Origin of the sequence: Aequorivita marisscotiae, assembly GCF_029814825.1 — a bacterium.
In the GTDB taxonomy this organism is placed as follows: domain Bacteria; phylum Bacteroidota; class Bacteroidia; order Flavobacteriales; family Flavobacteriaceae; genus Aequorivita; species Aequorivita marisscotiae.
The window spans coordinates 2242973-2264840 of record NZ_CP122379.1 but is presented as its reverse complement, the minus strand read 5'-3'; the positions used below and the strand labels follow the sequence as shown (position 1 = coordinate 2264840).

Below are 21868 nucleotides of genomic sequence, written 5' to 3'. Positions count from 1 at the left end.
TTTCGATTTCGATTTCGATTTCGATTTCGATTTCATTTTCATTCCTCCGTTAAAAATCGCAAATACGCCAAAGCATAATTATGTTGAAAAACGGTGCTGTAATATTCCAATTGTTTCTGTGAATACTGTGTTTCCGCGCTTAATAAATCGGTTGTTCTTTCAAGGCCTTCCTTAAATCTGTTGGTGCGAATGCGCAAAGCCTCTTTTGATTGCTCAAGTGCCAATTCAGTTAATGTCAAATTGTTTTTTGCATCCTGGTACATTCGTTTTGCCTTGTTTACTTCTAACTGACTTTCCGCTTTGTACTGTTCCAATTCAAGGTTTGCCTTGTTGAATTCGGCCTTGCTCTTTTGGGTTTTTCCGAAGCGTTTTGAGCCCTCAAAAAGATTCCACGTCAACGCGGCGCCAAATAAATAGCCATTGGCACCTGCCTGAAATATTTCATCGTCGTACAGTTCATAGCTTCCAAAAGCATTCAGCCTTGGCAGGAACGTCAATTTATCGGCTTTGTAATTTTGTTTGTAGGCTTCGGCAGCAAACTCCATTGCCTGTATGTCTGCTCGGGAATTGGAAAAGGTTTCAGCGGAACTCAATTCCGTAGCAACCCTTAGCGAATCCGTTGGTTTAAATACTCCCGAAACCGCTTCGTTCATCAACACAGCCAAATATTCCGAAGCATTAATCACGTTGCTTTTTGCGTATTGCAATTGGTTTTCAACTTCGGTAACGCGCACTTTCACTGCCAACACATCACTCTGTTGTAAATAACCTTGCTTAAAACTATTGTCGGCCAAACGAAGATTTTCATTCGCAGCATTTAATGCAGTTTCCAAAACGGTTACACTTTTATAAGCCAACTGCAGTTGCATATAGGCCTTTTCAGTTTCCAAAACCATATAATCGCCAGTGCGTGCCAATTGCAGTTGAGTTGCGTTCCACTTGGCTTTGGCGGCTTTTCTTTGGAAGATACCGTCCACATTTATAAGGGGTTGCTGCACTTCAAATTTTGTAGCGAACATTTGAATCTGCGAAGGGTTGTTCAGCATATTTGGATCAAAATCTGCTTGCGTAACTATTTCCTGATTCAGTTTAATACCGAAAGCCATCAACGGATTAGTTGTAGCCATTCCGGTATGCGAAGCAGTAATATTTGGAAGAAAAACCGCATTGGTTTGGTTATAATCTCCTTTAGCCGCAAGCACCTGTTGCTCCCCTATTTTTAGCTGATTGTTTTGTGTACTAACCTTTTCCAAAACCTCAGCTTTGGAAATTGGGATTGTTTCCTGAGCAAAAACCAGTGCGGGCAAGAAACCGAGAAATAGAAAAAACTTGTTGATTTTCATTTTTTAAATTAATTTGATGCAAACATAGTTCAGAATTTAACAACGGTCAGTAACTAATGTTACCAAAGAAAAAGCACCTCTTTCAAGGTGCTTTTCACTAACCAAATAATCTGCACTCTTTAGGAACGAACCAACCAAGAAACGCTCCTAAACACTTTTGTAGCTTTCGCTAATATCTTCAATACAATTTTATGTTTTCATTCTAATCAATCATTGGAACCACGAACAATTCTTGAGATTATTCCCTTATCATTTGTGAATTCAGCAATTAGCAGTCCGCCAATATGTATGGCAATAAATGCCACTAGATAATAAATGCCCAGCACGTGAATTTCTTCCATTGGCTTTTTTAAATCTTTGGGTCCTAATTCAATTACAAGCCCTGTAACCAAAGATATTACCACACATACGTAAAAAACGATGTACGCCCATTTCTGGAATTTTTGTTTTATTGATAGGTTTTTAGCTAGCGGATTTTGAAGCTTCATCGTTCCAAAAAACGGCAGTATAAAACGCAAACTAAATAAACCCGTTAATACATAACCCAAATAAATATGCCAGTTCCACATTGGCTTTCTTATTTGCTTTGCCAGATCGATAAGCTGCTCCTGTGATAATGTTTGATCAGTACCGCTAAGGTACGTTTGAATGATTTCTGCCATATTGTATTTATTCATCCAAGTCAATCTCAAAAAAATAGTGATCAACAACAGCAGGAATGTAATTGCAATAGCCCAATGTATAACTCGGTAGGTTTTTGAATATTTTACAGTTTCCATAATGGTAGATTTAGGCTGAAACGCTAAGGTTTCTAGATACTTTTAATGACCTTGGTCAATTTTTCCCGAACATCTTTAGCAATATCGGCCAAAGAATTATTTTCTACCGCCATCATTGAAGCCGCGGGATCTACTGCCGAAATTTCAATAACTCCAGCTTCGCGTTCTTGCACAATAACGTTACAGGGCAACATGGTACCAATCTTGTTTTCGGCTTGCAGGGCTTGGTGTGCCATTTGCGGATTGCAGGCGCCTAGAATGGTGTAATTATAGAAGTCGGCGTCCAGCTTTTTTTTCAAAGTGGCTTTAATATCTATTTCGGTTAACACCCCGAAACCTTCTACTTTTAAAGCTGCAGTTGTTTTTTCAATGGCATCTTCAAAACTTGTGTTTTTTAATGTGGTGCTTATATAATATTTCATAGCTTAATTGTTTTAAATGAATAACTTAATTCAAATTTAAGTCTTTAAATTGGATTGTTCTGTAACAAAGATTACACAAGGCGAATCTTATTTATTTTCTTTGAAATGTAAGTCACAAGCTGTTAATTATTCTTTAATTCCGGTGCTTTGTAACCAATGTTACACTCTAACAATCTTAAATTCTTAAATTTGCTTTTAATGAACGCAAAGAACTTAATAGTCTTTTTTTTAGCGGGACTTTTTTTGATGAACCTTACACTTTCACAATCCAGTGAATTGCTGCAAGTTTTAACGGGAAAAGCGGTTACTGTTGTTCATCCTTTTTGTAAAAAAGCGAAAAGCAATTCAAATAAAACTACTTCCTTTAAGGTAGATAATTCGGCAGCGAGTTCCTTCGAGATTTCAGCAATTTGCACGACAGTTTTCGACTTTAAAACTACTTCTTTTACCTTCGTTACTGCCGAAGATAATTTTAAGGCTTATGTTTTTGCAGAGCCACTTCACATAAATCTTTTTGCAGAACGTTTTTATATTCCTCCACGAGTTTAACTCTCTTCTTTAGTTAATTTATTCTTATTGGCGAACCCATTAGATTTTGAACATTCTAAATCTATTCCTCGACCAATAAATTACACATTACTTATTTAAACTTTATAATTATGACTCCAATTATAACGGTGAGCAAGCGTTCTGTACAATTGCTCCGTATTATGGTGAGCGGAATATTTTTAGTAGCTGGCTTCGGTCATTTAATCAATATTGAAAAAACCGTTCAGCGCATTGAAATGGCAAGTTTCAAAGGTTTTGCACTCTTTTTCGGAAACTTAGAGCTTATGGTAATTCTTTCTGGCATTGTTATGCTAATAGCGGGAATTAGCCTTCTAATAGGTTTTAAAACACGTTGGGCTGCCATTGTACTGCTGCTTATTCTGCTACCTATTACAATAACAATTCAAGTGGGACAAATTACCAGTCTTGGCCCTTTATTTAAAAATATAGCCATTGCTGGCGGTCTTTTGTTCTTTATTTTAAACGATATACAAACTTTTAAAAAATAAATATTATGAAAACTATGCTTTCAACCCTTATATTATCTGCCTTTTTCATCTTTGGAAATACGCAACAATCTTTTTCACAAGAAACCGAAACCCACAATTATGTAGTACTCACAAAAAAAGTAGCGCAACTAAAACCCATTCTACTCGCTGCAACAGCATTAGCAAAAGAAGACGGCGCCAACTTTGGCAAATTTGAAATCATTGTCTGCGGAAAGGAAATAGGCAATTTAACCGATCTTGAAAAGCTACAACCACATTTAGAAGCAGCCGAAAAAGTTGGCGCCAACATCATTGCTTGCGGTTTTTCACTCAACAAGTTTCATGTTGATGCTAAAAAACTTCCGAAGGATATAAAAATTGTGGACAACGGAATTCTCCACAATTTAGAACTTCAGAAAAAAGGCTATTTAAGCTTAGAACTTTAATACATAAGAATTATGAAAAGAATCATTCAAATATTTATTCTGGTATTAAGCCTCGGCGCAATGGCGCAAAAAGCTAGTGAACCAAAGGATTTTATGGTGCTCACCACCAAAGTGGAGCAATTAAAACCTATTCTCCTCGCTGCCGATGAATTAGCTACGGACGGTAATTTTGAAATAGTGCTCTACGGAAAAAACGTTGCAGACATACTCAAACCTGAAACCGAAAAATTTATCGGCTGGGCAGGAAAGTCTAATGTGAAGGTTAATGTTTGCAAAATGTCTTTAGACCGATTGCAGATTAACCCGAATACACTTCCGAAGGAAATAAACGTGGTTGACAATGCTTTTTTGTACGCCTTCCAACTTCAAAAAGCGGGATATAAAATTTTAAACTTATAAAACAGTAAAAATGAAACTTAAAAAATCATTCAAATATATAATTCCTCTAATCGGTCTTGTAGCTGTATTAGCTTGGAAAAGCCCGTCAATAATAGAGAAAAGTGAATTCAACAGCCATAAACAAGACACTTTAAAAATTACGATTCTTCAAACGGCAGACATTCACGGGCAAATGGACCCGCACCCCGAATTGTTTTGGGAAAATGAAGAAATTGTCTTCAAAGAACGCGGCGGATTAGCCCAAATAAAAACCTTGTTTGACAGAGAACGCGCTAAAAACCCCGGTAAAACCTTTATCGTTGACGGCGGCGACTTGATACAAGGTAGCGGTTACGTAGCGTTTTCTGAAGGAGAAGTTATGGCAGATGTGATTAAAAACATGAATTACGACCTACTGGTTCCCGGTAATTGGGAGGTGATCTATGGGAAAAAGAGAATGCTGGAAGTCTATAAAAAATTTGATACGCCAACTATTGTTCAAAATATGTTGCACGAAGATTCAAACGAGAATCTATTTCCATCGTATATGGTGAAGGAGATTGCTGGTATTCGGCTTGGTTTCGTTGGCATTAACGACCCACAAGTTCCTGTTAGACAAAACCCTATTTTTAGTAAAGGCATCAATTTCACCGATGTTGATAACAGTGTAAAAACATTGATAGACCGGATAAAAGTTGAAGAGAAAATAGATGTAATGTTTCTCATCACCCATATTGGCATTTACAAGCAAGTTAAGCTGGCGAGCAGTCCGATAGCTGAAAATGTAGATTATATTTTGGGCAATGATACCCACGAGCGTGTGCGCAAACCTATACAGGGCAAGTACGCAAAAGTTACTGAACCCGGTGCTTTTGGGTCGTTTGTGGGGAAACTGAATTTGTATTTTGTCGATAATAAATTGGTGAAAGACGATTACGAATTGATGGATGTAGATCCAGAAATTTATCCCGCAGACCCCAAAATACAGGCCATTGTAGATAAAAATAAAGCGCCGTATAAAGAAAATCTGGAGACTATTGTGGGTTATACCAACACACCAATGTACAGATATTTAACCGTTGAAAACCCAATGGACAATTTAATTACCGATGCCGCTCGATGGAAAACTGGAGCCGATATAGCTATCAGTAATGGGTTTAGATTTGGAAATCCCATAGTGCCGGAAAACGGAAAACCAGCGCCAATTACCCGCGCTAATCTTTGGAATCTGATGCCTGTGAATGAACCAGTAAAAACAGGCAAAGCTACCGGGAAACAAATTAAAACGTGGCTAGAAAAAGAAATGCACAACGCATTCGCCCAAAATGCTACCGAACGCTTTGGGGGTTGGTTGGTCCGATTTTCGGGGATGAAAGTAGAATTTCACAGTCAGAATGAAAAAAACCAACGTATAAAATCTGTTGAAATTAACGGCGAACCAATTGACGAAAACAGGTATTATACAATTTCAGCCTGCGAGCGCCCGGGAGATCCCGAAGATTTGCTTTGCAGAATGCCGAATGTGATAGATGTGGAAACTAAAGATTACACAATTCACGAAGTGGTGGAAGAATATTTAAAATTACATTCGCCTATTAGTCCAGGAATGGATAAGCGCGCGTATTGTGATTATTTAGGTGAAAAATCCTTTTCAACCGTGCCTGGCACCGATTACATTTTTAAATAAATAAAAATCCAAAAACAAGTTTTTAAAGGCGCTCACTTGTTAGTTCGAGCGCAGTAGAGAACTAAAAACATACAATTATGAATAAGAAACTTAAAAAACATATCATAGAATACGGACTCTTCGGAATAATTATTCTTGGAATTTACTTTTCAGGGTTGCATACCGAGATTATTGGTTTCGCGCAACGTGGCTTGTTAGCCACTGGTGTAATGAACCCCAATGTAGAACAAATTGAAGAGAATTCTGAAGCCAATAAGCTAACTGCAACTAAAGCCGATTTCAACTTGCAATTGATGAATTCTAAAGGCGAACGGGTTTCAATGGAGCAATATAGAGGGAAAGTAATATTTATCAATTTCTGGGCTACGTGGTGCCCTCCCTGCGTTGCTGAAATGCCAAGTATAAACAAAATGTACAACGATATTGACAAAGATAAAATTGAAGTGCTAATGGTTTCTTTTGATCAGAAGTTTGAAAAAGCTATTAAGTACAAAGACAAAAATAATTTCAATTTTGAAGTTTACGCCCCAGCCGCGGCAATACCGAAAATGTATGATTCGCCCAGCATCCCCACTACTTTTATTATAAATTCTAAAGGGGAGTTGATTTTTACACACAAAGGCATGGCCGATTACAACCGTCAGGATTTTAAAGATTTTTTAAAGACTCTTTAACAGCTTGTGCGCGATTGCATGCGGGGTGCTGGAAGTTGGGCTAAAGCCCAGGTCTCTACCTCTATTTAATTACCACGAGCTAAAGCACGTGGCAATTGATTTTGCCACATACTTTAGCTCAATATTTAGTGTTGTTAAAAGCTTTAGCTCATTTTAGTATTGCCGCGAGCTGAAGCTCGCGGCAATTGTTTTACTTATTAGCAGGAGTAATCATAATATGCGCGCGGTGCGTGCCGGCATCCATCAACCACGGCATTCCGGGGGTTTGTGGTTTTGTGGGTAAGCCTGTGCTTTCACCTGTCATATAAGGTTTGTAGATTACGTAGCGGATTCTGCTTTTTAAAAGCTCGCCGGTTTCGGTGTTTAAATCCTTTTCTTCCCCCGCCAAAACATACACCATAGAAGGTTCCGCTGGCATTTTCAACGTCCCTTCCTTAATTTCCTGCTTTCTAATTTCTTGCTTTTGCTCGTTAGATTTACCTTCGGCAATCAAAGCTCTACCACGCGCCATAAAGGGTTCCAGTTCGGCGCCATAACAGGCTACACTTATGCCTTCTTTTTTGGGGTCGTCTGCCAGACATACCATCCCATTGGTTCCTTCGCGTAAGGTAATTAGTTTACCTTCTTCATTATAGCCGAGTACAGTGGCAGCATCGCGGTACATTTCAGGCGCAGCGAGAACTGCTGTTTTAATTTGAATGTCCTTGGGCAGAATTTTGTCCTGTGCTAAAGCCGAAATACTTATCATAAATACGAGTAAAATCGCTAGTTTCTTCATAATTGCATGTTTTTTTAAATGAAGGCTTAAGATACGGAATTTTACAAAATTACAGTAAATCATTATCACTCGACGCCCCAAGTAGCTAATTAGGGAAAGTTAAGGGAGCAGTCTGTATAAATATAAAAGTTTGGGAGGGCTAAAACCGAAAGTGCTATAAATGGGTAAATCTGTTGCTCAAAAGGACATGAGCGAAAAGCTCCAGCTGATGTTGGGATCATTTTTAAAGTACGCTATCAAAACAACTCAACGAATAGATTGCCGTTTCCGGAATCCTCCAATTGGTCGCGGTATTTGAATATGCCACATTATCTACCTGAACACACTCCAAAGCGCTATTCTGAAGCCCAAAAAAGAATATCAGGATTTTATCGTTATTGTTGTTGGCAACATCAACCGTCTTTAAGCTGTAATTGCACATAGCCCTAATGCTCACAAGATTTGTGTTATCGCTAAGGTCTAAGTGCGTAAGCTTGGTTGTTCTTATGTCGAGGTTCTTCAATTTTACATTATAGCTAAGGTCAATTTCGGTAAGTGGATTATTTCCACAGCCGAGAAATTCTAAATTGAGATTACCGCTTACATCCAGCGTGCTTAACTTGTTATTAGCGCAATTCAATGCTACTATATTCACAAATTTTTCAATACCGGTCAAGCTTTGAATACCCTTAAACGATACATCTATTGTACCCTTAAATGCATTGGCTTCCTGAAAACTGATTTCATTGTCCTTATTGGTGTTGATCTCAAAATTGTTTAATACCAGTTCCTTAAAAATCAGGTCTTCAAAATAAACAAAGGGTCCTTCGCCAATAGTGTATTTAAAATATTGTGCTTGTTCTTGTTCTTGCGGAATTGGATCTATTGGTAAATTGTCCTCGGAACACGATATTACTATAAACTGCGCTACGAAAAATAGAAGTATTATTCTTATGAACTTCATAGCTTTACTTAGGTTGGGATAGAACATTTTATATTGGTTCAAGCATATACTATTATAAATATAAGAACTATATCTTAGTTTCCTTTAAAAATATTCCACAAATATATATGCTCATCCCAAGAAATAGAAAGCGATTGCATCGGCTTCCCCATTGCACTTTAAATCCTTTCGTATTCCTCATTGGCAATTTTAATCCGATCCTGTCCTAAAATAATAACAGGTTCTTCCTCCCCATTAAGATACTTCAGAATAAGACCGGTGCCTTTGTAATAAACTGTACCCTCCTGGTCATCATAGATCACTTCTTCTGAAATGGCATCTGTATTTCCTAAATATTCCGTATCCATGCCCTGAATTTCAAAATGTCTCATTCATCGTTAGGGTTTTGCTGTCACGTATCTTTCAATTCGGTCAAAAGTATAATCTCAAAATCTATACCCCTACCGCATTTACTATAAAAGCGTTAAAACATTGATAAAGCAGTTTTATGTATGCACAACGATTTTTATTTTTAGATCAATAATTTAATCAAAATAAAACGTGCCCTTAATTCATCAGTGCTTTTAATAATTCAAAACAAGTAGCCAATCCTGGATTCCGGGGCAGTTAAATTTCACAAAATTATGTTACGATGGACAACCTCTTAAATATCTCACTTTCCGGCGCCTATACAATTGTGCTAAGCTGCCTGGGAATATACCTATTGGTAATACTTTTTACCCGCATCTTCGGAAAGCGCAGTTTCTCTAAAATGTCTAGTTTCGACTTCGCAATGACCGTTGCCGTGGGTTCGCTCATTGCAACCACCGTATTGTCCAGTACCGTTTCCTTGGCAGAAGGAGCACTCGGCTTGCTCGCCATTTATTTTTTTCAGCTTACGGCAGCTTTCTTTAGGCGCTATAAATCCTTTAGAAAGGCTATAGACAACACCCCTTTATTGCTAATGGAGAAAGATATTATTCTGTATAACAACTTAAAAAAAGCCCGAGTAACCGAAGGCGATTTACGTGCCCAATTGCGGAAAGCAAATGTTAGCGACTATTCAGAAATTGAGGCGGTAGTATTTGAAACCACAGGCGATATTACCGTCTTGCACAGTAAAAACATCAACAACAATCTAAAATCGTGGCTCTTAACCGATGTAGCCGTATAAATATGGAAGACCAAATAATAGGCTTTATTGCAGGAATACTAACTACCGTAGCCGTATTGCCACAGCTAATAAAGTCGTGGAAAACCAAAAAGGTGATGGATATTTCGCCTTTTATGTTTGTATTGCTCTTGGGCGGCATTGGCCTATGGGTGGTATATGGAATTATTAAAACAGATTATCCCATTATCCTTACTAACGGAATTTCATTTTTACTAAACCTATCTATGTTGGTAATTATGTTGCGCTATAAGTCGGAAGATTAACACTATTGCACTCCGCTAGCTTAATCTTGTTAAAAAGGCACTAAATAGCTACTAAGAAAATATTAAATACATAGCCTGCACAAAACATATTTAATATTTTTCAAAAAAAAGCTATGGAACCATCAGTACATTCTCCCACCACCGATATAATTACGCGCGACTTTAAAGACTTTATCATTGCAGATAACCACCCGTGTATTATGGCGAATACGGTGTTTTCTATGGAAAAATTCCATCTAAAGGTTTATGATCAATTGGGAAGTAAAACTACCGCCCGCACCTTGATAACCGATTTAGCAAATTATATTTCGGCTTACGATTTTAAAAGCAAAGATTTTGAATCGTTTATCGCTGTATTTCCGGAAGATGAACCCGTGAGCGAAATTGAATTTGAAAACCTGTTATGGCGTCAATTACAGTTTCTTCACGATCGAGATACCGAGGCGTGGGATGCCACCGTAAGCAAAGATCCCGAAGATCCCAACTTTAGTTTTAGTATTGCTGGGAAAGCGTTTTACGTTGTGGGCCTACACCCAAAAGCAAGCCGAAAAGCCCGTAGAGCCCCCTACCCAACACTTGTATTTAATTTGCATCACCAATTCGAAAAATTGCGCGAAATGGGGGTATATACCAAAGTGCGGGATAAAATTCGGGAACGCGATGCCCAACTACAAGGCAGTATAAACCCCGTATTACAGGATTTTGGAAAGGAAAGTGAAGCGCGACAGTACAGCGGACGTAAAGTAGAGGAAAAGTGGAAATGCCCATTTCACCATAAATAATATTCGCCATATATAAATGGAACCAGTAACTACAATCGAATTTATTCTAAATGCTGTTATTGCAATGATATCCGGCGTTTGCGTGGGCATTGAGAGACAGATGAAAGATAAAAATGCAGGACTTAAAACCAACGCCTTGGTGGCAGTTGGTGCTGCCATTTTTATGGGAATATCATTTCAATATATTCATGTTGAATACGTAGATTTAAGCCGAATAACAGGGCAGATAGTTGTGGGTGTTGGATTTTTGGGCGCCGGAGTTATCGTTAAGCGAAAAAAGGAAATCTCCGGACTTGCCACCGCGGCTGCTATTTGGTGTAGTGCCGCCCTAGGGTGTTTGGCGGGAATGGGAATGTATATTGAACTGGCCGCCAGTACGCTAATTATTGTTATAATCAATTTGGTGATGGGGTATTACAATAGAAAGATTTATAAGAATAATCACAAAAATAAAATTGAAAACTAAAGTGAATATAATTCAGCAAATAGCGCCGCAAACGGGAGTTGCCTTTACCCTAAAAAAAGGCGAACAATTACAGGTAATCGATCCGCAGGGAATGCAGGTTAGCGATATGGTACTTTTTAACCAGCACGATATCCGCGAAAAGATTTCATCGGGGAAAACTTTAGATTTTGAAGAATCCATTCTTATAAGCAAAGGCAACTATTTGTGGAGCAACCGAAGTCGTAAAATGATAAAACTGTTGGAAGACACCAACGGTCGTAACGATTTTCTGTTGGCGCCCTGTAGCCCCGAAACCTTTCAGATTATGTATAACAACCACGAATATCACCCCAGTTGCTTTGAAAATCTATATACAAATCTGGCGGCCTACAATATTTTGCCAGACGACATCCCCACGGCCTTTAATATTTTTATGAATGTACAATTTAACAGTAAGGGCAAGCTCTCGGTACTACCTCCTATGAGCCAGCCAAATGATTATGTGTTATTTGAAGCGCAAATGGACCTAATAGTGGGTCTCACCGCCTGTTCTGCTGAAGATAGTAATGGTGGAACCTTTAAACCAATTCACTATAAAATTATAAGCCATAAGGGATAATGCTGAGAAAAGTAAAAGCTGATTTAAAAGATTATGCCCTTTTAAAAACCGACTTTACAATAAAGAAAATAGTAAAATCTCAATAGGCATTTCCCCAGAAATGGTATATAAAACCGTGTTGTAATCCCCTTTGCCTTGTCGTACGTATTTGCCGTCAAAGGTGTAAAGCACCGTATTGTAATCGCCTTTCCCCTGCCGTATATACTTTCCGTCCCAAGTGTATAGCACTGTATTGTAATCGCCTTTCCCCTGTCTTAAATACTTGCCATCCCAAGTAGCCAACACCGTATTGTAATCGCCTTTCCCTTGCCGTATATATTTATCGGTAAGGGTGTATAATACGGTACTGTAATTCCCTTTCCCCTGTCTTAAATACTTGCCATCCCAAGTAGCGATTACGGTATTATAATCTCCCTTCCCCTCTCGAATATACGTTTGCCCATTAACAATCAACGGAACCATCAATAAAAAGCAAATCACAAACCATTTCATAGTGCAAAAAGTATTCATTCCTAATATGAATAATTAATTAAGACTAAAAATATAATAATTATATAGTTAAACCCCATACTAAACCCAATCCCACCCCAACAAACCTTTAAAAACAATTCGAGAATTCGTGGCAATAAACCTCCGCTCCAATCCATTCAGTTTAAATAAGATTCGTGCATTCGTGGCAATAAACCCCCACTCCAATCCATTCAGCTTCCATCAAAATACGTGCATTCGTGGCAAAAAAACCCCAGCTCCAATCCATTCAGCTTAATTCAAAATTTGTGCATTCGAGGCAATAAAAAAGCATTAGTGCGCATTCGTGACAATAAAACTCCGCTCCAATCCGATCAGATTCCAATATAATTCGTGCATTCGTGGCAATAAGAACATTAGTGCGCATTCGTGGCAATAAACCCCCGCTCCAATCCATTCAGTTTAAATAAAATTCGTGCATTAGTGGCAAAAAGTTAGGTGCATTCGTGGCAGAAAAAGCATTCGTGGCCAGAAAAAGCATTCATGGCCAGAATCCCACCCTAAATTTCAAAAATTCTAACCCTCCAAAACCACCTTCAATTCCTCCCCCAACACTTTCAATATCTCATCCATAAGTACTCCCTTTTCTTCAGTCATTCTGTTTAAACCGTGATGGAATCTGCTGTTGTAATCCACCTCCTTAAAAAAAGCATCCCCACTCAGCTTTTCAAATAAATAGGCTATTTTCCCAAGCTTGGGTTGTGCATATAGGCATAACATCCACAAATTGTAAGCAGATAGATAATGCGGTTGGTAGGATAGTTTTGCAAACACATAGGTTCTAAAAAATCTGAGAATAGCATTTGAAAATAATTCATATACACCTTCTCCATTCTCCTTTTCTGCCCCTTCCCTTAATACAAAATAATTACAAATCGTGCCATTTGTGGCTTTATACATATAATCCAGATCGCCGTAATTGGCTTTATACGGATGTTCCCAATGCATAGTAAAGTTTTGTTCTTGGTATGTATAAACCCGGTTTTCAGGTATCATTATATTTTTAAAAAAGTCTTGATGAATAAAGTTGCGTTCTTGAATCCATATTCGGCTATGCCCTATAAGGATTACATTATAGGCATCATTAAACATAGCCATTACAGCTTGTTGCATACTATTTAAGATTTCCGTACCAAGCCCCTTCCCTATTAAAAGCAGATAATAATAGGTTTTTGATGCTGTTTGGGTTTTGTGGAAGCAGAAAATTTCTTCCGTCTGTTTTATTTTGTTTATTTGGGAAATAACCTGAAGTAACTGTTGGTCAACAGTATTTATTATGGATGGTGTTTCTACGGTTTCATCTGTTGATTTATTGGCTTTTATACGCTTTTTTAGCTCCCCAAAACGATCGGAGACCATCGCGTACAATTGTCCTTCCACCTCGTTGATTGCTGTATAGAGTTCCCAGTTAATATAAATTTCATCTGCTTCCTTAGCCGCTTCTTTGGCTTTTTCCAGTTGGGCAATAAGATAAAAGGTTTCTCCATTTTGCTTAACAAACAGTGCTTCAATAGACGGTAGGTATTGGGCTAGGTATTTTATTCTTTGGGTTGGCGTATTAAAGAAACGGTGCCCAATATATAAGTTTTCCAAATAGGTAAGGTGATGCTCAAAAATGGAAATGTAGGTTAAAAATACACTTGTTCGGGCCTCAAGGTCATAAAACTTATTCGCTAACGTCATCAGTATATCATGCTGATGAAAGTATTCATGGTCATATTTTTTAAAGCGCCTTTTAAAGCTTTTCCAAGTTGTTGACAGTTGTTTTGTAAAGTCTGGGTTTTGATAAAGCAACCCACTCTTGGTACAATAACTAGGAATAAATGGATTACCATTTTTATAGGCAAACCGCATTTGGCGGGAACCTAGTACATGAAACAGTACCTGCCGATCCTTTAAGGCCAAACGCAGCCATTTTCTGCTTTCGATAACATCCATATTCACACCATCAATTGCAGTAATTATAAGGTGGGATGGCGTTGTGGCAGTGGCGGGATAAAAGAAAATGTTCTCTATAGGAAGTTCCTTTATTAACTGCTGTAGTTTTAAACCAATTGCTTCTGGCAATGATTCAAATGATAAGTTATTGATTGTTTCCATAACATATTTTTTAAGGCTTACAATAACAAAGCTCTTTTATAGTATGGGCATATTCAAGTTTGAAAAAGGGTATTTTAGAAGTACGAAGCTCAATCAACAAGGGATGTGGAGTTTAAGCACTGATGTCATGCTGACCTCAATCCTAATTTTAATTGCGCTTTGCATATTAAAATTGAATCGGTCACCAATTAAAATTTGGTTTTCCAATAATCAAACCAGATAATTTGTCCAACTAAAAGGGATATTTTAGAAGGCACTACACACCAATTTATCAAAATAAATATTAAATTTGATACCTGTCAGTTCGCACAACAGACAACCCACAACCGAAAACAGACAACAGACAACCCACAACCCACAACCGAAAACAGACAACCCACAACAGACAACCCACAACAGACAACAGTCAACAGACAACCGAAAACCCACAACCGAAAACCCACAACCGAAAACCGAAAACCGAAAACCGAAAACCGAAAACCGACAACAGACAACAGACAACCCACAACCGAAAACCGACAACCGAAAACCGACAACCGACAACCGACAACCGACAACCGAAAACCTCAACCCTAACACTAGAACTTAGGCTATAAACTTTGCGTGTTAGGAACATTGCATATAAAGTGTAAACAAATTTGTTTATATTTGTAGTGTGGATACGCTACTAAAATACAAAGGCATACACCCAGGGATTGTTTTGGAACGTGAATTTAAAAAGCGTTCCCTAAAACAACGCCCCTTTGCAATTGCTATAAATGAGCATCCACAAACCTTGAATGCCATTACGAAAGGCAAGAGAAATCTAAACACAGCTTTGGCGCTTAAAATTGAGGAAAAGATGGGATTGGAAGAAGGTATCTTGGCAATCTTACAGACTTATTACGACATCCGTATAGAAAAAGAAAAACAACAAACTGAAACCCCTAATCTTGCTTTATTGCGCAATTCACTTTTTTGGGATACTGATATAAAGCATATTGATTGGAAAAAACAATATAAAGCAGCTATTAAAAGAATATTTGAACGTGGTAATAAAACTGAGAAAAGTGAGATTATTCGTTTTTATGGTAAACAGAAAGTAGATGATGTATTGAATTCAATAAGCAGAAAACCTTATACACTTTCCGCCAACTAAACTTTGGAAGATGCTACACTACAACACAGTAAGCAATTTACTTCGCAATTGCTTATTACAGTTAATGACTGCCAAAGAGTTCAATAGCTTCAGACTTGTTGGTGGTACTTCCCTTAGTCTTCAAATAGGCCATCGGGAGTCTGTAGATATTGATCTTTTTAGTGATGTTCCCTATGGCACAATAGATTTTGAAGAGATAACAGCATATCTACAAGCGCATTTTCCATATGTTGACCACTTAGATATAGCTCCTGCAATCGGTAAGTCTTATTTTATAGGTAAAAATGAGAATAATGCTGTAAAGCTTGATGTTTACCATACTGATACTTTTATAGAACCCCTGTTATTAATCGATACAATTCGTCTAGCGTCAGTACCGGAAATCATTGCAATGAAAATAGATGTGGTCCAGCGTGGAGGAAGAAAAAAGGATTTTTGGGATTTGCATGCGCTGTTTGACAACTACACAATTGAACAAATGCTAGCATTACACAAGCAGCGGCATCCATATACTCACGATGCAACACTAATACTCCAAAATTTCATAGATTTTTCACAGGCAGATGATGATTTTGATCCCATTTGTCTGTTAGGTAAATATTGGGAGTTTATAAAGGATGATATAGTTACTAATATTGAAGCTTTTAGAAATACTAAAAATGGATTTGACTAAATCGGAAAATAAATCTATGGCTACAAATAGAGCAAAACACAACATCTCCCCCCCCGCTGGCGCGAGCGTCCCGCTCATGTCCTCAATAGATAGAATTAAAGCAAGAACTACTTCTGCACCTCAATAGCATAACTCATTGGTCTTTAATTATCATCTCGTGTCGCGCTTTTGCAAAGCGTGTCCATTAACACATAGCATTTACATTGTTACTCTATTTTAAAGTACTCCAACCAATTTCCAAAATCTTATGGAATATTCTAAGTCCTTGGCGCGGGCGTCTCCCCCGTGTCTTGCCGCGTACACTTTTACAAACAATGAATGGGTCAATTCCACTATATGTTAGGAAATTGTAACTCGATAAATCCACTTATCTCCGCTTCAAAAAGTCATTAAATTTAGATACTTCAGTAACAAAAAAGCTCCCTGTTCGAGAGCCGTTGGTATAACTCCGTAAATTCTGTCATTTAGCTTAATTATTGAATCTTTTCATCATCTCCAACTCCGTAGTTGCCATATTTGCAATTAAAGAATAACCTTTAGGAATAGATTCGCTATTCCTCAATAGATCTTTAAGGTTATTAAGAGCTTCTTCCGCTTTTGTCAAGTTGTTATTTAAAATCCAATATTCCCCTAAATATAAATAACCATATAGTTTCTCTATATCTTCTTTATCTGAGGCCAGTAATTCATCCAATAATGGTTTCACTTTATCATCATTCTCAAAATTGTCATCAAATAAATACATGCCTATTAGGGAATATGAATTCTTTTCACGGTTTTCTTTTTCTGCTTCTTTTGAATATAAATCTTTTCGATACACCAATTTTCCTTGTTCAATTTTATACCATCTATAAATAGATTGTTCTGGATCAACTTTTTTTTCGAAAGTGCGGCTTTCTCTGTTAAAATTGGTAGCTAGCACCAATATATCCCCCAGTTTTTCAGTATTGCCCATAAAATTAAAACCCAACCGAGCAACTGCTCCTTTTGGCTGTTTTATTTTTACCAACACCTTTTGGTCTTTTGTAACTGAATAATAGGCAGTGTGCAAAATGGAATACATTTCATCATCACTAAGTTGTTTGTATAAATCTGTCATATAAAAAGCATCCGCAAATGTTTGATGCACAAAATAGAATAGATCAATCCCCAATTGATTTTCTGAGTGGAGCTCCCCCTTTTCATAGGTAATTTCACTTTGGGCAAAGGAGTTCAATGATATAACTAACAGGTTAAATAATATAAGTATGTTTTTCATAAGTTTTTTTTTACAGATTATAAATCCCCCTTGATGGTGCAAATCAACTTTACCCCATACGCATCCTCCCTAGAACAGCAATGCCAATGCCACTTAAAACAGGGCCATAAAACAGAAGATACGAACCCCCAGTTTCATAAACACGAATATAGCTTAACAGTGTATAGACAACTCCAATTAAGGCAATCCCTAGCCCTACCAAGATCATATTTTTTCCAGACTGGCGACGCTTTTCCATTTCCGCCATTCGCAACAGATCCCTATCAATACGTCTTAGCAAAACCGTGCTTTCTTTCTGGTCTATGCCCTTGGCTTTGAATTCCGCAGCTATTTGTGAATAGTCTAAACTTCCACTACCCACCTTGGCTACATAACTTGCCACCATTTCCTTTCTTGAAAAACTCATTTGTTATTTTTAATTAATTATAGCTGTGCCGCAGTTAAGAAATTATTTTGCCAGGCGTTGCAAACGCGCGCCAGCTAGGTGGATCGTTATAAATTTGATCTTTAGTGGGTGGATTAGGTTGGCCTTCCCGAGGTTTACCCTATTCACAATAGTAAGAAACACCCTTAATAAACCACCTGAATTTAATAAAGGATTTTTGTTGTGGTATTGTACTGTTTTTAAGCAGTTTGCATACAAAATCTCCTATATTACTATAGATTTTAAACCAAAAGTTTCATAAGCTTTTTTAAACGTTCGCTGTTCATACAACTTTCACCTTAAGAGTCTTTCTTCTTATTCTTCTTCTTCTTTTTATAATTGCGTCCATACCACAATAAAACTCCCGTAACCGGAAGACTTGCTATGAGCAGGCTTGAAAAAAAAGCTATTATTTTACCGGCTATTCCCCCAATAGCGCCTATGTGGATATCGTAGTTCATCCTCAGAATTTTATCGGCAAGTTTTGCATCCTTATATTTTCCGTAGATTCCGGGAGTCTCAATCTCTTCCAAGGTGTATTGGTCAAAAAACCGATAGTCGGCATTATAATACAGGCCCTCACTATTGGATACTTCCACATAAATACTTTCTTCAGGCGTCTTTGGATAATGCAATTCATAGGCCGTTGCATTCGGCGATTCCTTTTGAAGTTTTACTATCAAATAGTCCATTGGTACAATGCTATCATTATTGCTGGCTGCAGTTCTGTTTTCAGGAATAATAAATTGCGCTTCCTTTTCCCCTCCAACCGTTTTATACACAACATATTTCAGCCAGTTATAGGACATTACCGAGCCTGTAAATGCCAGAATCAAGGCGAGCGCACATACATAAAAACCGATTATGGAGTGTAAATCGAAATTCTTGCGTTTCCATTTGGTGGTTTTTTTCCAGTCAAATTTTACCCGCTGTTTTAGATTTTTTCGCTTTTTAGGCAGCCATAAAATAAAGCCCGAAATGATGATCACAATAAATATCAATATTGAAATCCCAACTACCTGTTCCCCAATTTTTTTTGGTAGCCACAGGCGCATATGCCCTTTCAGCATAAAGGGAAAGAATCCAGAGAGGTGATCGTCAACCTGGATAACCTTCCCGGAATACGGATTTAGAAATACACTTTGATAAAATTCGGGTTCTGGGTCATAAAAAATAACCTCTATGGCATCATCAGCCTTTTTAAAAAGAGTACCGTGAATTGTTTGCTGGGGAAAGACAGCGGTTGCAATATCTTTTGCTTCCGTGGGCGTTAAGATTGCAGTTTGCTGAGGTTCTACTTTTTTATAATCGTCGTAAAGGCTTTCAATTTCCTCGCGAAATGCCCAACAGCAGCCCGTAATGGCCACCACAAAAACTACTAAGCCCGTAGAGAGGCCGAGTATTTTATGCAGTTGGAATATAATTTTTTTAAAGTTCATGTAAGTGATATTGAAAAGGACAGCCCTGTACATAGTGGGCTGCCCTTTTACTTGCTAATTAAAACGAATAGGAAATATTGGCCAGCAATGCTCTGGGCATCTGTGGGTTAATGGTAGACCAGCCTTTGTAATATTCTTCATTTAGAGCATTATTTAATTTTAAACCTATTCGATATCTATTGGCCTGATAAAAAACGGAAGCATTCACTACAGTATAGCTGGGCAACATAAATTCTCCAGTAGATTCGTAGTTTATGGCAAAACTTTCACTGGCACCGTTAAAGCCGGCCCCTAAGCCAAAACCATCGAGCGTTCCTGTTTGGATTTCATAGCTTGCCCAAAAGTTATAAAGCGTTTCCGGCCCAGCCTCTAGCGGACGTCTGTTGAGGATTTCGGTATTGTCAGACTTGGTAGTTTCGCTATCGTTGTTGCTATAGCCGGCACGAAGGTTTAAGCCAGGAATGGGGTTGGCGTTGACTTCAATTTCAAAACCTTTGCTAACCACTTCCCCACCCTGTATTTTATTGAAAGGCGATGCTGGATCTGTGATTACGCGGTCTATCACTTTAATGTCATAATAGCTTGCAGTAATGTTCAATCTATTTTTGAAAAGGTTTGTCTTAACTCCAAATTCCAATTGATTGGCTTGTTCCGGATCAAAAGTCTTCAGGGTTTGTGGGCCTTCCTCTGGATTTCCAACCAATTGGGGCGCTACGTTGGTAAAGCCATTTTGATAGTTTGCAAAGATTGAAAGCCTATCGGCTATTGGCTGGTATAATACGCCAAATTTTGGGGATAGGGTTGTTTGGTCATAATCATCCTCGGTAGTTGTCAAATCGCCTTCGTTGTCAAATCGATCCAAACGCAAACCTACCATAGCGGAAAGTTGATCAGTAATATTTAATACATCGGAAGCATACACACTGTAAATATGGTATTTGGATTTGTTGTTTCCCACCGCCTGTGACGCCAACACCGCATCAACACCGGCTGTGGAGAGGGGATATGGATCCGTTTCAACCTCCGGGGTAAAGGGATTGTCCCCGTTGGCCCCACCTTCAGGAGTAATATTTCCGTAAAAAGCATACCCCGTACCATTATCCGTTTGGGTGGCATTAAAATAATCCAACCCGATAACGACTCTATTTCGAAGCCCGGCAACCTTAAAGTCGCCTATAAAGTTTTGTTGGATATCGGTAGTTTGTGTATTCGCGTTCTGTTTATTGATAAAGCGGGAAAACGTATTGTTACCCAAAAGGCCATAATCAAACAGATAGGAATAATATCCGGTTGTGGAAGTAGTGCTTTTTGAAAGTAACGTTTGCGATTGCCAAGTATCAGACAGCTTGTAATCCATTTCAATACGGTAATTCTGGTTTGGATTTTTAAGGGTTAGGTCATTGCTTGTAAAAGACAGTTTGTTGTTATACCCCAATTCTTCCAGATTGCTTGCCTCGGTGGGCGCACTTCTGTTTAGGAACAAAAACATAGGGTTGGTTTGTTCAGCTTGCGTAATTTCAGCATATAGCGAAAAAGAAAGCCTGTTGTTCACTTTATAGGAAAGGGAGGGCGCTACGAAAAAGGATTTTCTAAAACCTGCATCCTGAAAACTTTGTTCAGTAGTATAGGCCGTATTTATTCTGAAATATAGATTGTCTGCCTTACTTAGCGCAGTATTGAAATCGCCAATAATTTGATTTAATCCATAAGTGCCGGAAGTAAACGACAACTCCCCTCCTGTTCCCACATAAGGCTTTTTGGTCACCACATTTATAAGTCCGCCATAAGAGCTTACCGCATTTCCGAATAAGGTTGCAGAAGGACCTTTTAGCACTTCAATGCGCTCCACATTTGCAGGATTGATAGTTCCATTGGTTAAGCCGGGCAACCCATTTACCAATTGCGGTTGCACCGAAAACCCACGTAGCGAATAATATCCTGCCCCATCGCCCCCACGCCCAGTGGATGCCCAGAGCTGTTCTACGCCCGTGGCATTTTTTAGGGCATCGTCAAAATTTGTAATTACCTGCGATTCCAAAAGTTCGGTAGTGATGGTGCTATATACTTGGGTGTTCTCTATATCCTTTAAGGGAAGTTTGGCCACGTAGGCCGTCTGTTTTCTTGAGAACTTATTGGTTCGCTCCCCTTCTATAACCACTTCATTAAGAATTTCATTTCCTTCGTATAGGGTTATGCTTTCTAGTTCCAGATTTTGGTTGGCTGAAAGCGAAAAATTAATTTCCTTAGTTTTAAAACCTAAATAGGAAAAGGAAAGAATGTAATTGCCGTTCGTTAAATTTTCGATTCTAAAAGTCCCGTTGTCATTGGATTGCGTTCCTTTAGTACCATTTTTGATAAACACATTTACTCCCGAAAGCGGATTCTGATTATTATCTTTTATAATGCCCGAAACGGATGCATTTTGTGCGAAGGTATAAGTTGTAATGAGAAATGTAAAGAGGGTGAGTAGTTGGCTTTTCATTGTTCTTTATTTAGACTAGATATAAATAATAATTTTTGGCAAATATATTTGTCAAAAACAGTAAATACAAATTATTT

26 protein-coding genes are annotated in these 21868 nt (G+C 38.2%); 14 read left to right on the top strand and 12 right to left on the bottom strand.

From position 1 onward, the window contains the following. Window positions 1-38: 38 nt before the first annotated feature. From QCQ61_RS10145 to QCQ61_RS10135, 3 genes are all read right to left on the bottom strand, one after another. Window positions 39-1343 carry a TolC family protein gene (locus QCQ61_RS10145; RefSeq protein ID WP_279447534.1) on the bottom strand — a complete coding sequence of 435 codons (1305 nt, stop codon included), beginning with the start codon at window positions 1341-1343 and terminating at the stop codon, window positions 39-41. A gap of 206 nt (window positions 1344-1549) precedes the next feature. Continuing rightward, complete coding sequence (locus QCQ61_RS10140) at window positions 1550-2122, bottom strand: cytochrome b/b6 domain-containing protein (protein ID WP_279447533.1); 573 nt, start codon at window positions 2120-2122, stop codon at window positions 1550-1552. Window positions 2123-2154: 32 nt separating this feature from the next. Then, window positions 2155-2544 carry a DUF302 domain-containing protein gene (locus QCQ61_RS10135; RefSeq protein ID WP_279447532.1) on the bottom strand — a complete coding sequence of 130 codons (390 nt, stop codon included), beginning with the start codon at window positions 2542-2544 and terminating at the stop codon, window positions 2155-2157. Between the two features lie 198 nt (window positions 2545-2742). Between QCQ61_RS10135 and QCQ61_RS10130 the strand changes: the two genes are divergently transcribed. The 6 genes from QCQ61_RS10130 to QCQ61_RS10105 all read left to right on the top strand — a co-directional run bounded on the left by QCQ61_RS10130 (window position 2743) and on the right by QCQ61_RS10105 (window position 6766). Next, window positions 2743-3093, top strand: a complete 351-nt coding sequence (locus QCQ61_RS10130; RefSeq protein ID WP_279447531.1) for a hypothetical protein — start codon at window positions 2743-2745, stop codon at window positions 3091-3093. Between the two features lie 110 nt (window positions 3094-3203). Continuing rightward, the gene (locus QCQ61_RS10125) at window positions 3204-3602 is read left to right on the top strand and encodes a DoxX family protein (RefSeq protein WP_279447530.1); all 399 of its coding nucleotides are present in this window, start codon (window positions 3204-3206) and stop codon (window positions 3600-3602) included. A 5-nt stretch (window positions 3603-3607) separates the two neighbouring features. Next, window positions 3608-4027 (top strand): DsrE family protein, encoded by a 420-nt coding sequence (locus QCQ61_RS10120; RefSeq protein WP_279447529.1) that lies wholly within the window; start codon window positions 3608-3610, stop codon window positions 4025-4027. A gap of 12 nt (window positions 4028-4039) precedes the next feature. Further along, the gene (locus tag QCQ61_RS10115; protein ID WP_279447528.1) at window positions 4040-4426 is read left to right on the top strand and encodes a sulfur reduction protein DsrE; all 387 of its coding nucleotides are present in this window, start codon (window positions 4040-4042) and stop codon (window positions 4424-4426) included. Window positions 4427-4436: 10 nt separating this feature from the next. Beyond that, on the top strand, window positions 4437-6092 hold the full coding sequence (locus tag QCQ61_RS10110) for a bifunctional metallophosphatase/5'-nucleotidase (RefSeq protein WP_279447527.1): 1656 nt from the start codon (window positions 4437-4439) through the stop codon (window positions 6090-6092). Between the two features lie 77 nt (window positions 6093-6169). Then, the gene (locus QCQ61_RS10105) at window positions 6170-6766 is read left to right on the top strand and encodes a TlpA family protein disulfide reductase (RefSeq protein ID WP_279447526.1); all 597 of its coding nucleotides are present in this window, start codon (window positions 6170-6172) and stop codon (window positions 6764-6766) included. Between the two features lie 190 nt (window positions 6767-6956). On the opposite strand, the gene QCQ61_RS10100 is transcribed toward QCQ61_RS10105, so the two are convergent. The 3 genes from QCQ61_RS10100 to QCQ61_RS10090 all read right to left on the bottom strand — a co-directional run bounded on the left by QCQ61_RS10100 (window position 6957) and on the right by QCQ61_RS10090 (window position 8858). After that, entirely contained in the window at window positions 6957-7544 is a 588-nt protein-coding gene (locus QCQ61_RS10100) for a hypothetical protein (RefSeq protein WP_279447525.1), read from the bottom strand. Window positions 7545-7767: 223 nt separating this feature from the next. Further along, a complete protein-coding gene (locus QCQ61_RS10095; RefSeq protein ID WP_279447524.1) occupies window positions 7768-8487 on the bottom strand; it encodes a leucine-rich repeat domain-containing protein in 720 nt (239 codons plus the stop codon). A 158-nt stretch (window positions 8488-8645) separates the two neighbouring features. Further along, window positions 8646-8858, bottom strand: coding sequence for a hypothetical protein (locus QCQ61_RS10090; protein WP_279447523.1), 213 nt, complete (start codon window positions 8856-8858; stop codon window positions 8646-8648). A gap of 260 nt (window positions 8859-9118) precedes the next feature. Here QCQ61_RS10090 and QCQ61_RS10085 point away from each other — a divergent pair, with 260 nt between their 5' ends. The 5 genes from QCQ61_RS10085 to QCQ61_RS10065 all read left to right on the top strand — a co-directional run bounded on the left by QCQ61_RS10085 (window position 9119) and on the right by QCQ61_RS10065 (window position 11749). Then, on the top strand, window positions 9119-9640 hold the full coding sequence (locus QCQ61_RS10085; RefSeq protein ID WP_279447522.1) for a DUF421 domain-containing protein: 522 nt from the start codon (window positions 9119-9121) through the stop codon (window positions 9638-9640). 2 nt (window positions 9641-9642) lie between these two features. Further along, on the top strand, window positions 9643-9903 hold the full coding sequence (locus QCQ61_RS10080) for a lipid-A-disaccharide synthase N-terminal domain-containing protein (RefSeq protein ID WP_279447521.1): 261 nt from the start codon (window positions 9643-9645) through the stop codon (window positions 9901-9903). Between the two features lie 113 nt (window positions 9904-10016). Then, window positions 10017-10685 (top strand): guanitoxin biosynthesis heme-dependent pre-guanitoxin N-hydroxylase GntA, encoded by a 669-nt coding sequence (gntA, locus tag QCQ61_RS10075; protein ID WP_279447520.1) that lies wholly within the window; start codon window positions 10017-10019, stop codon window positions 10683-10685. A gap of 16 nt (window positions 10686-10701) precedes the next feature. Continuing rightward, on the top strand, window positions 10702-11151 hold the full coding sequence (locus QCQ61_RS10070) for an MgtC/SapB family protein (RefSeq protein ID WP_279447519.1): 450 nt from the start codon (window positions 10702-10704) through the stop codon (window positions 11149-11151). A gap of 10 nt (window positions 11152-11161) precedes the next feature. Further along, the gene (locus QCQ61_RS10065) at window positions 11162-11749 is read left to right on the top strand and encodes a DUF1989 domain-containing protein (RefSeq protein WP_431605813.1); all 588 of its coding nucleotides are present in this window, start codon (window positions 11162-11164) and stop codon (window positions 11747-11749) included. A 54-nt stretch (window positions 11750-11803) separates the two neighbouring features. Here the strand turns inward: QCQ61_RS10065 and QCQ61_RS10060 are convergent, their stop codons facing one another. Both QCQ61_RS10060 and QCQ61_RS10055 read right to left on the bottom strand, forming a co-directional pair. Further along, window positions 11804-12259, bottom strand: coding sequence for a hypothetical protein (locus QCQ61_RS10060; protein ID WP_279447517.1), 456 nt, complete (start codon window positions 12257-12259; stop codon window positions 11804-11806). 534 nt (window positions 12260-12793) lie between these two features. Beyond that, on the bottom strand, window positions 12794-14377 hold the full coding sequence (locus QCQ61_RS10055) for a hypothetical protein (protein WP_279447516.1): 1584 nt from the start codon (window positions 14375-14377) through the stop codon (window positions 12794-12796). Window positions 14378-14666: 289 nt separating this feature from the next. Between QCQ61_RS10055 and QCQ61_RS10050 the strand changes: the two genes are divergently transcribed. The 3 genes from QCQ61_RS10050 (at window position 14667) to QCQ61_RS10040 (ending at window position 16188) form a co-directional block, all read left to right on the top strand. Beyond that, window positions 14667-14966 carry a hypothetical protein gene (locus tag QCQ61_RS10050; protein WP_279447515.1) on the top strand — a complete coding sequence of 100 codons (300 nt, stop codon included), beginning with the start codon at window positions 14667-14669 and terminating at the stop codon, window positions 14964-14966. Window positions 14967-15032: 66 nt separating this feature from the next. Next, window positions 15033-15515 (top strand): helix-turn-helix transcriptional regulator, encoded by a 483-nt coding sequence (locus QCQ61_RS10045; RefSeq protein WP_279447514.1) that lies wholly within the window; start codon window positions 15033-15035, stop codon window positions 15513-15515. Between the two features lie 10 nt (window positions 15516-15525). Further along, complete coding sequence (locus tag QCQ61_RS10040; protein WP_279447513.1) at window positions 15526-16188, top strand: nucleotidyl transferase AbiEii/AbiGii toxin family protein; 663 nt, start codon at window positions 15526-15528, stop codon at window positions 16186-16188. 469 nt (window positions 16189-16657) lie between these two features. On the opposite strand, the gene QCQ61_RS10035 is transcribed toward QCQ61_RS10040, so the two are convergent. The 4 genes from QCQ61_RS10035 to QCQ61_RS10020 form a co-directional block, all read right to left on the bottom strand. Then, window positions 16658-17446 (bottom strand): hypothetical protein, encoded by a 789-nt coding sequence (locus QCQ61_RS10035; protein ID WP_279447512.1) that lies wholly within the window; start codon window positions 17444-17446, stop codon window positions 16658-16660. A gap of 49 nt (window positions 17447-17495) precedes the next feature. Further along, window positions 17496-17852 carry a hypothetical protein gene (locus tag QCQ61_RS10030; RefSeq protein WP_279447511.1) on the bottom strand — a complete coding sequence of 119 codons (357 nt, stop codon included), beginning with the start codon at window positions 17850-17852 and terminating at the stop codon, window positions 17496-17498. Between the two features lie 317 nt (window positions 17853-18169). Then, window positions 18170-19309, bottom strand: coding sequence for a PepSY-associated TM helix domain-containing protein (locus QCQ61_RS10025; RefSeq protein WP_279447510.1), 1140 nt, complete (start codon window positions 19307-19309; stop codon window positions 18170-18172). Window positions 19310-19367: 58 nt separating this feature from the next. Further along, window positions 19368-21791, bottom strand: coding sequence for a TonB-dependent siderophore receptor (locus tag QCQ61_RS10020; protein WP_279447509.1), 2424 nt, complete (start codon window positions 21789-21791; stop codon window positions 19368-19370). Window positions 21792-21868 lie beyond the last annotated feature (77 nt).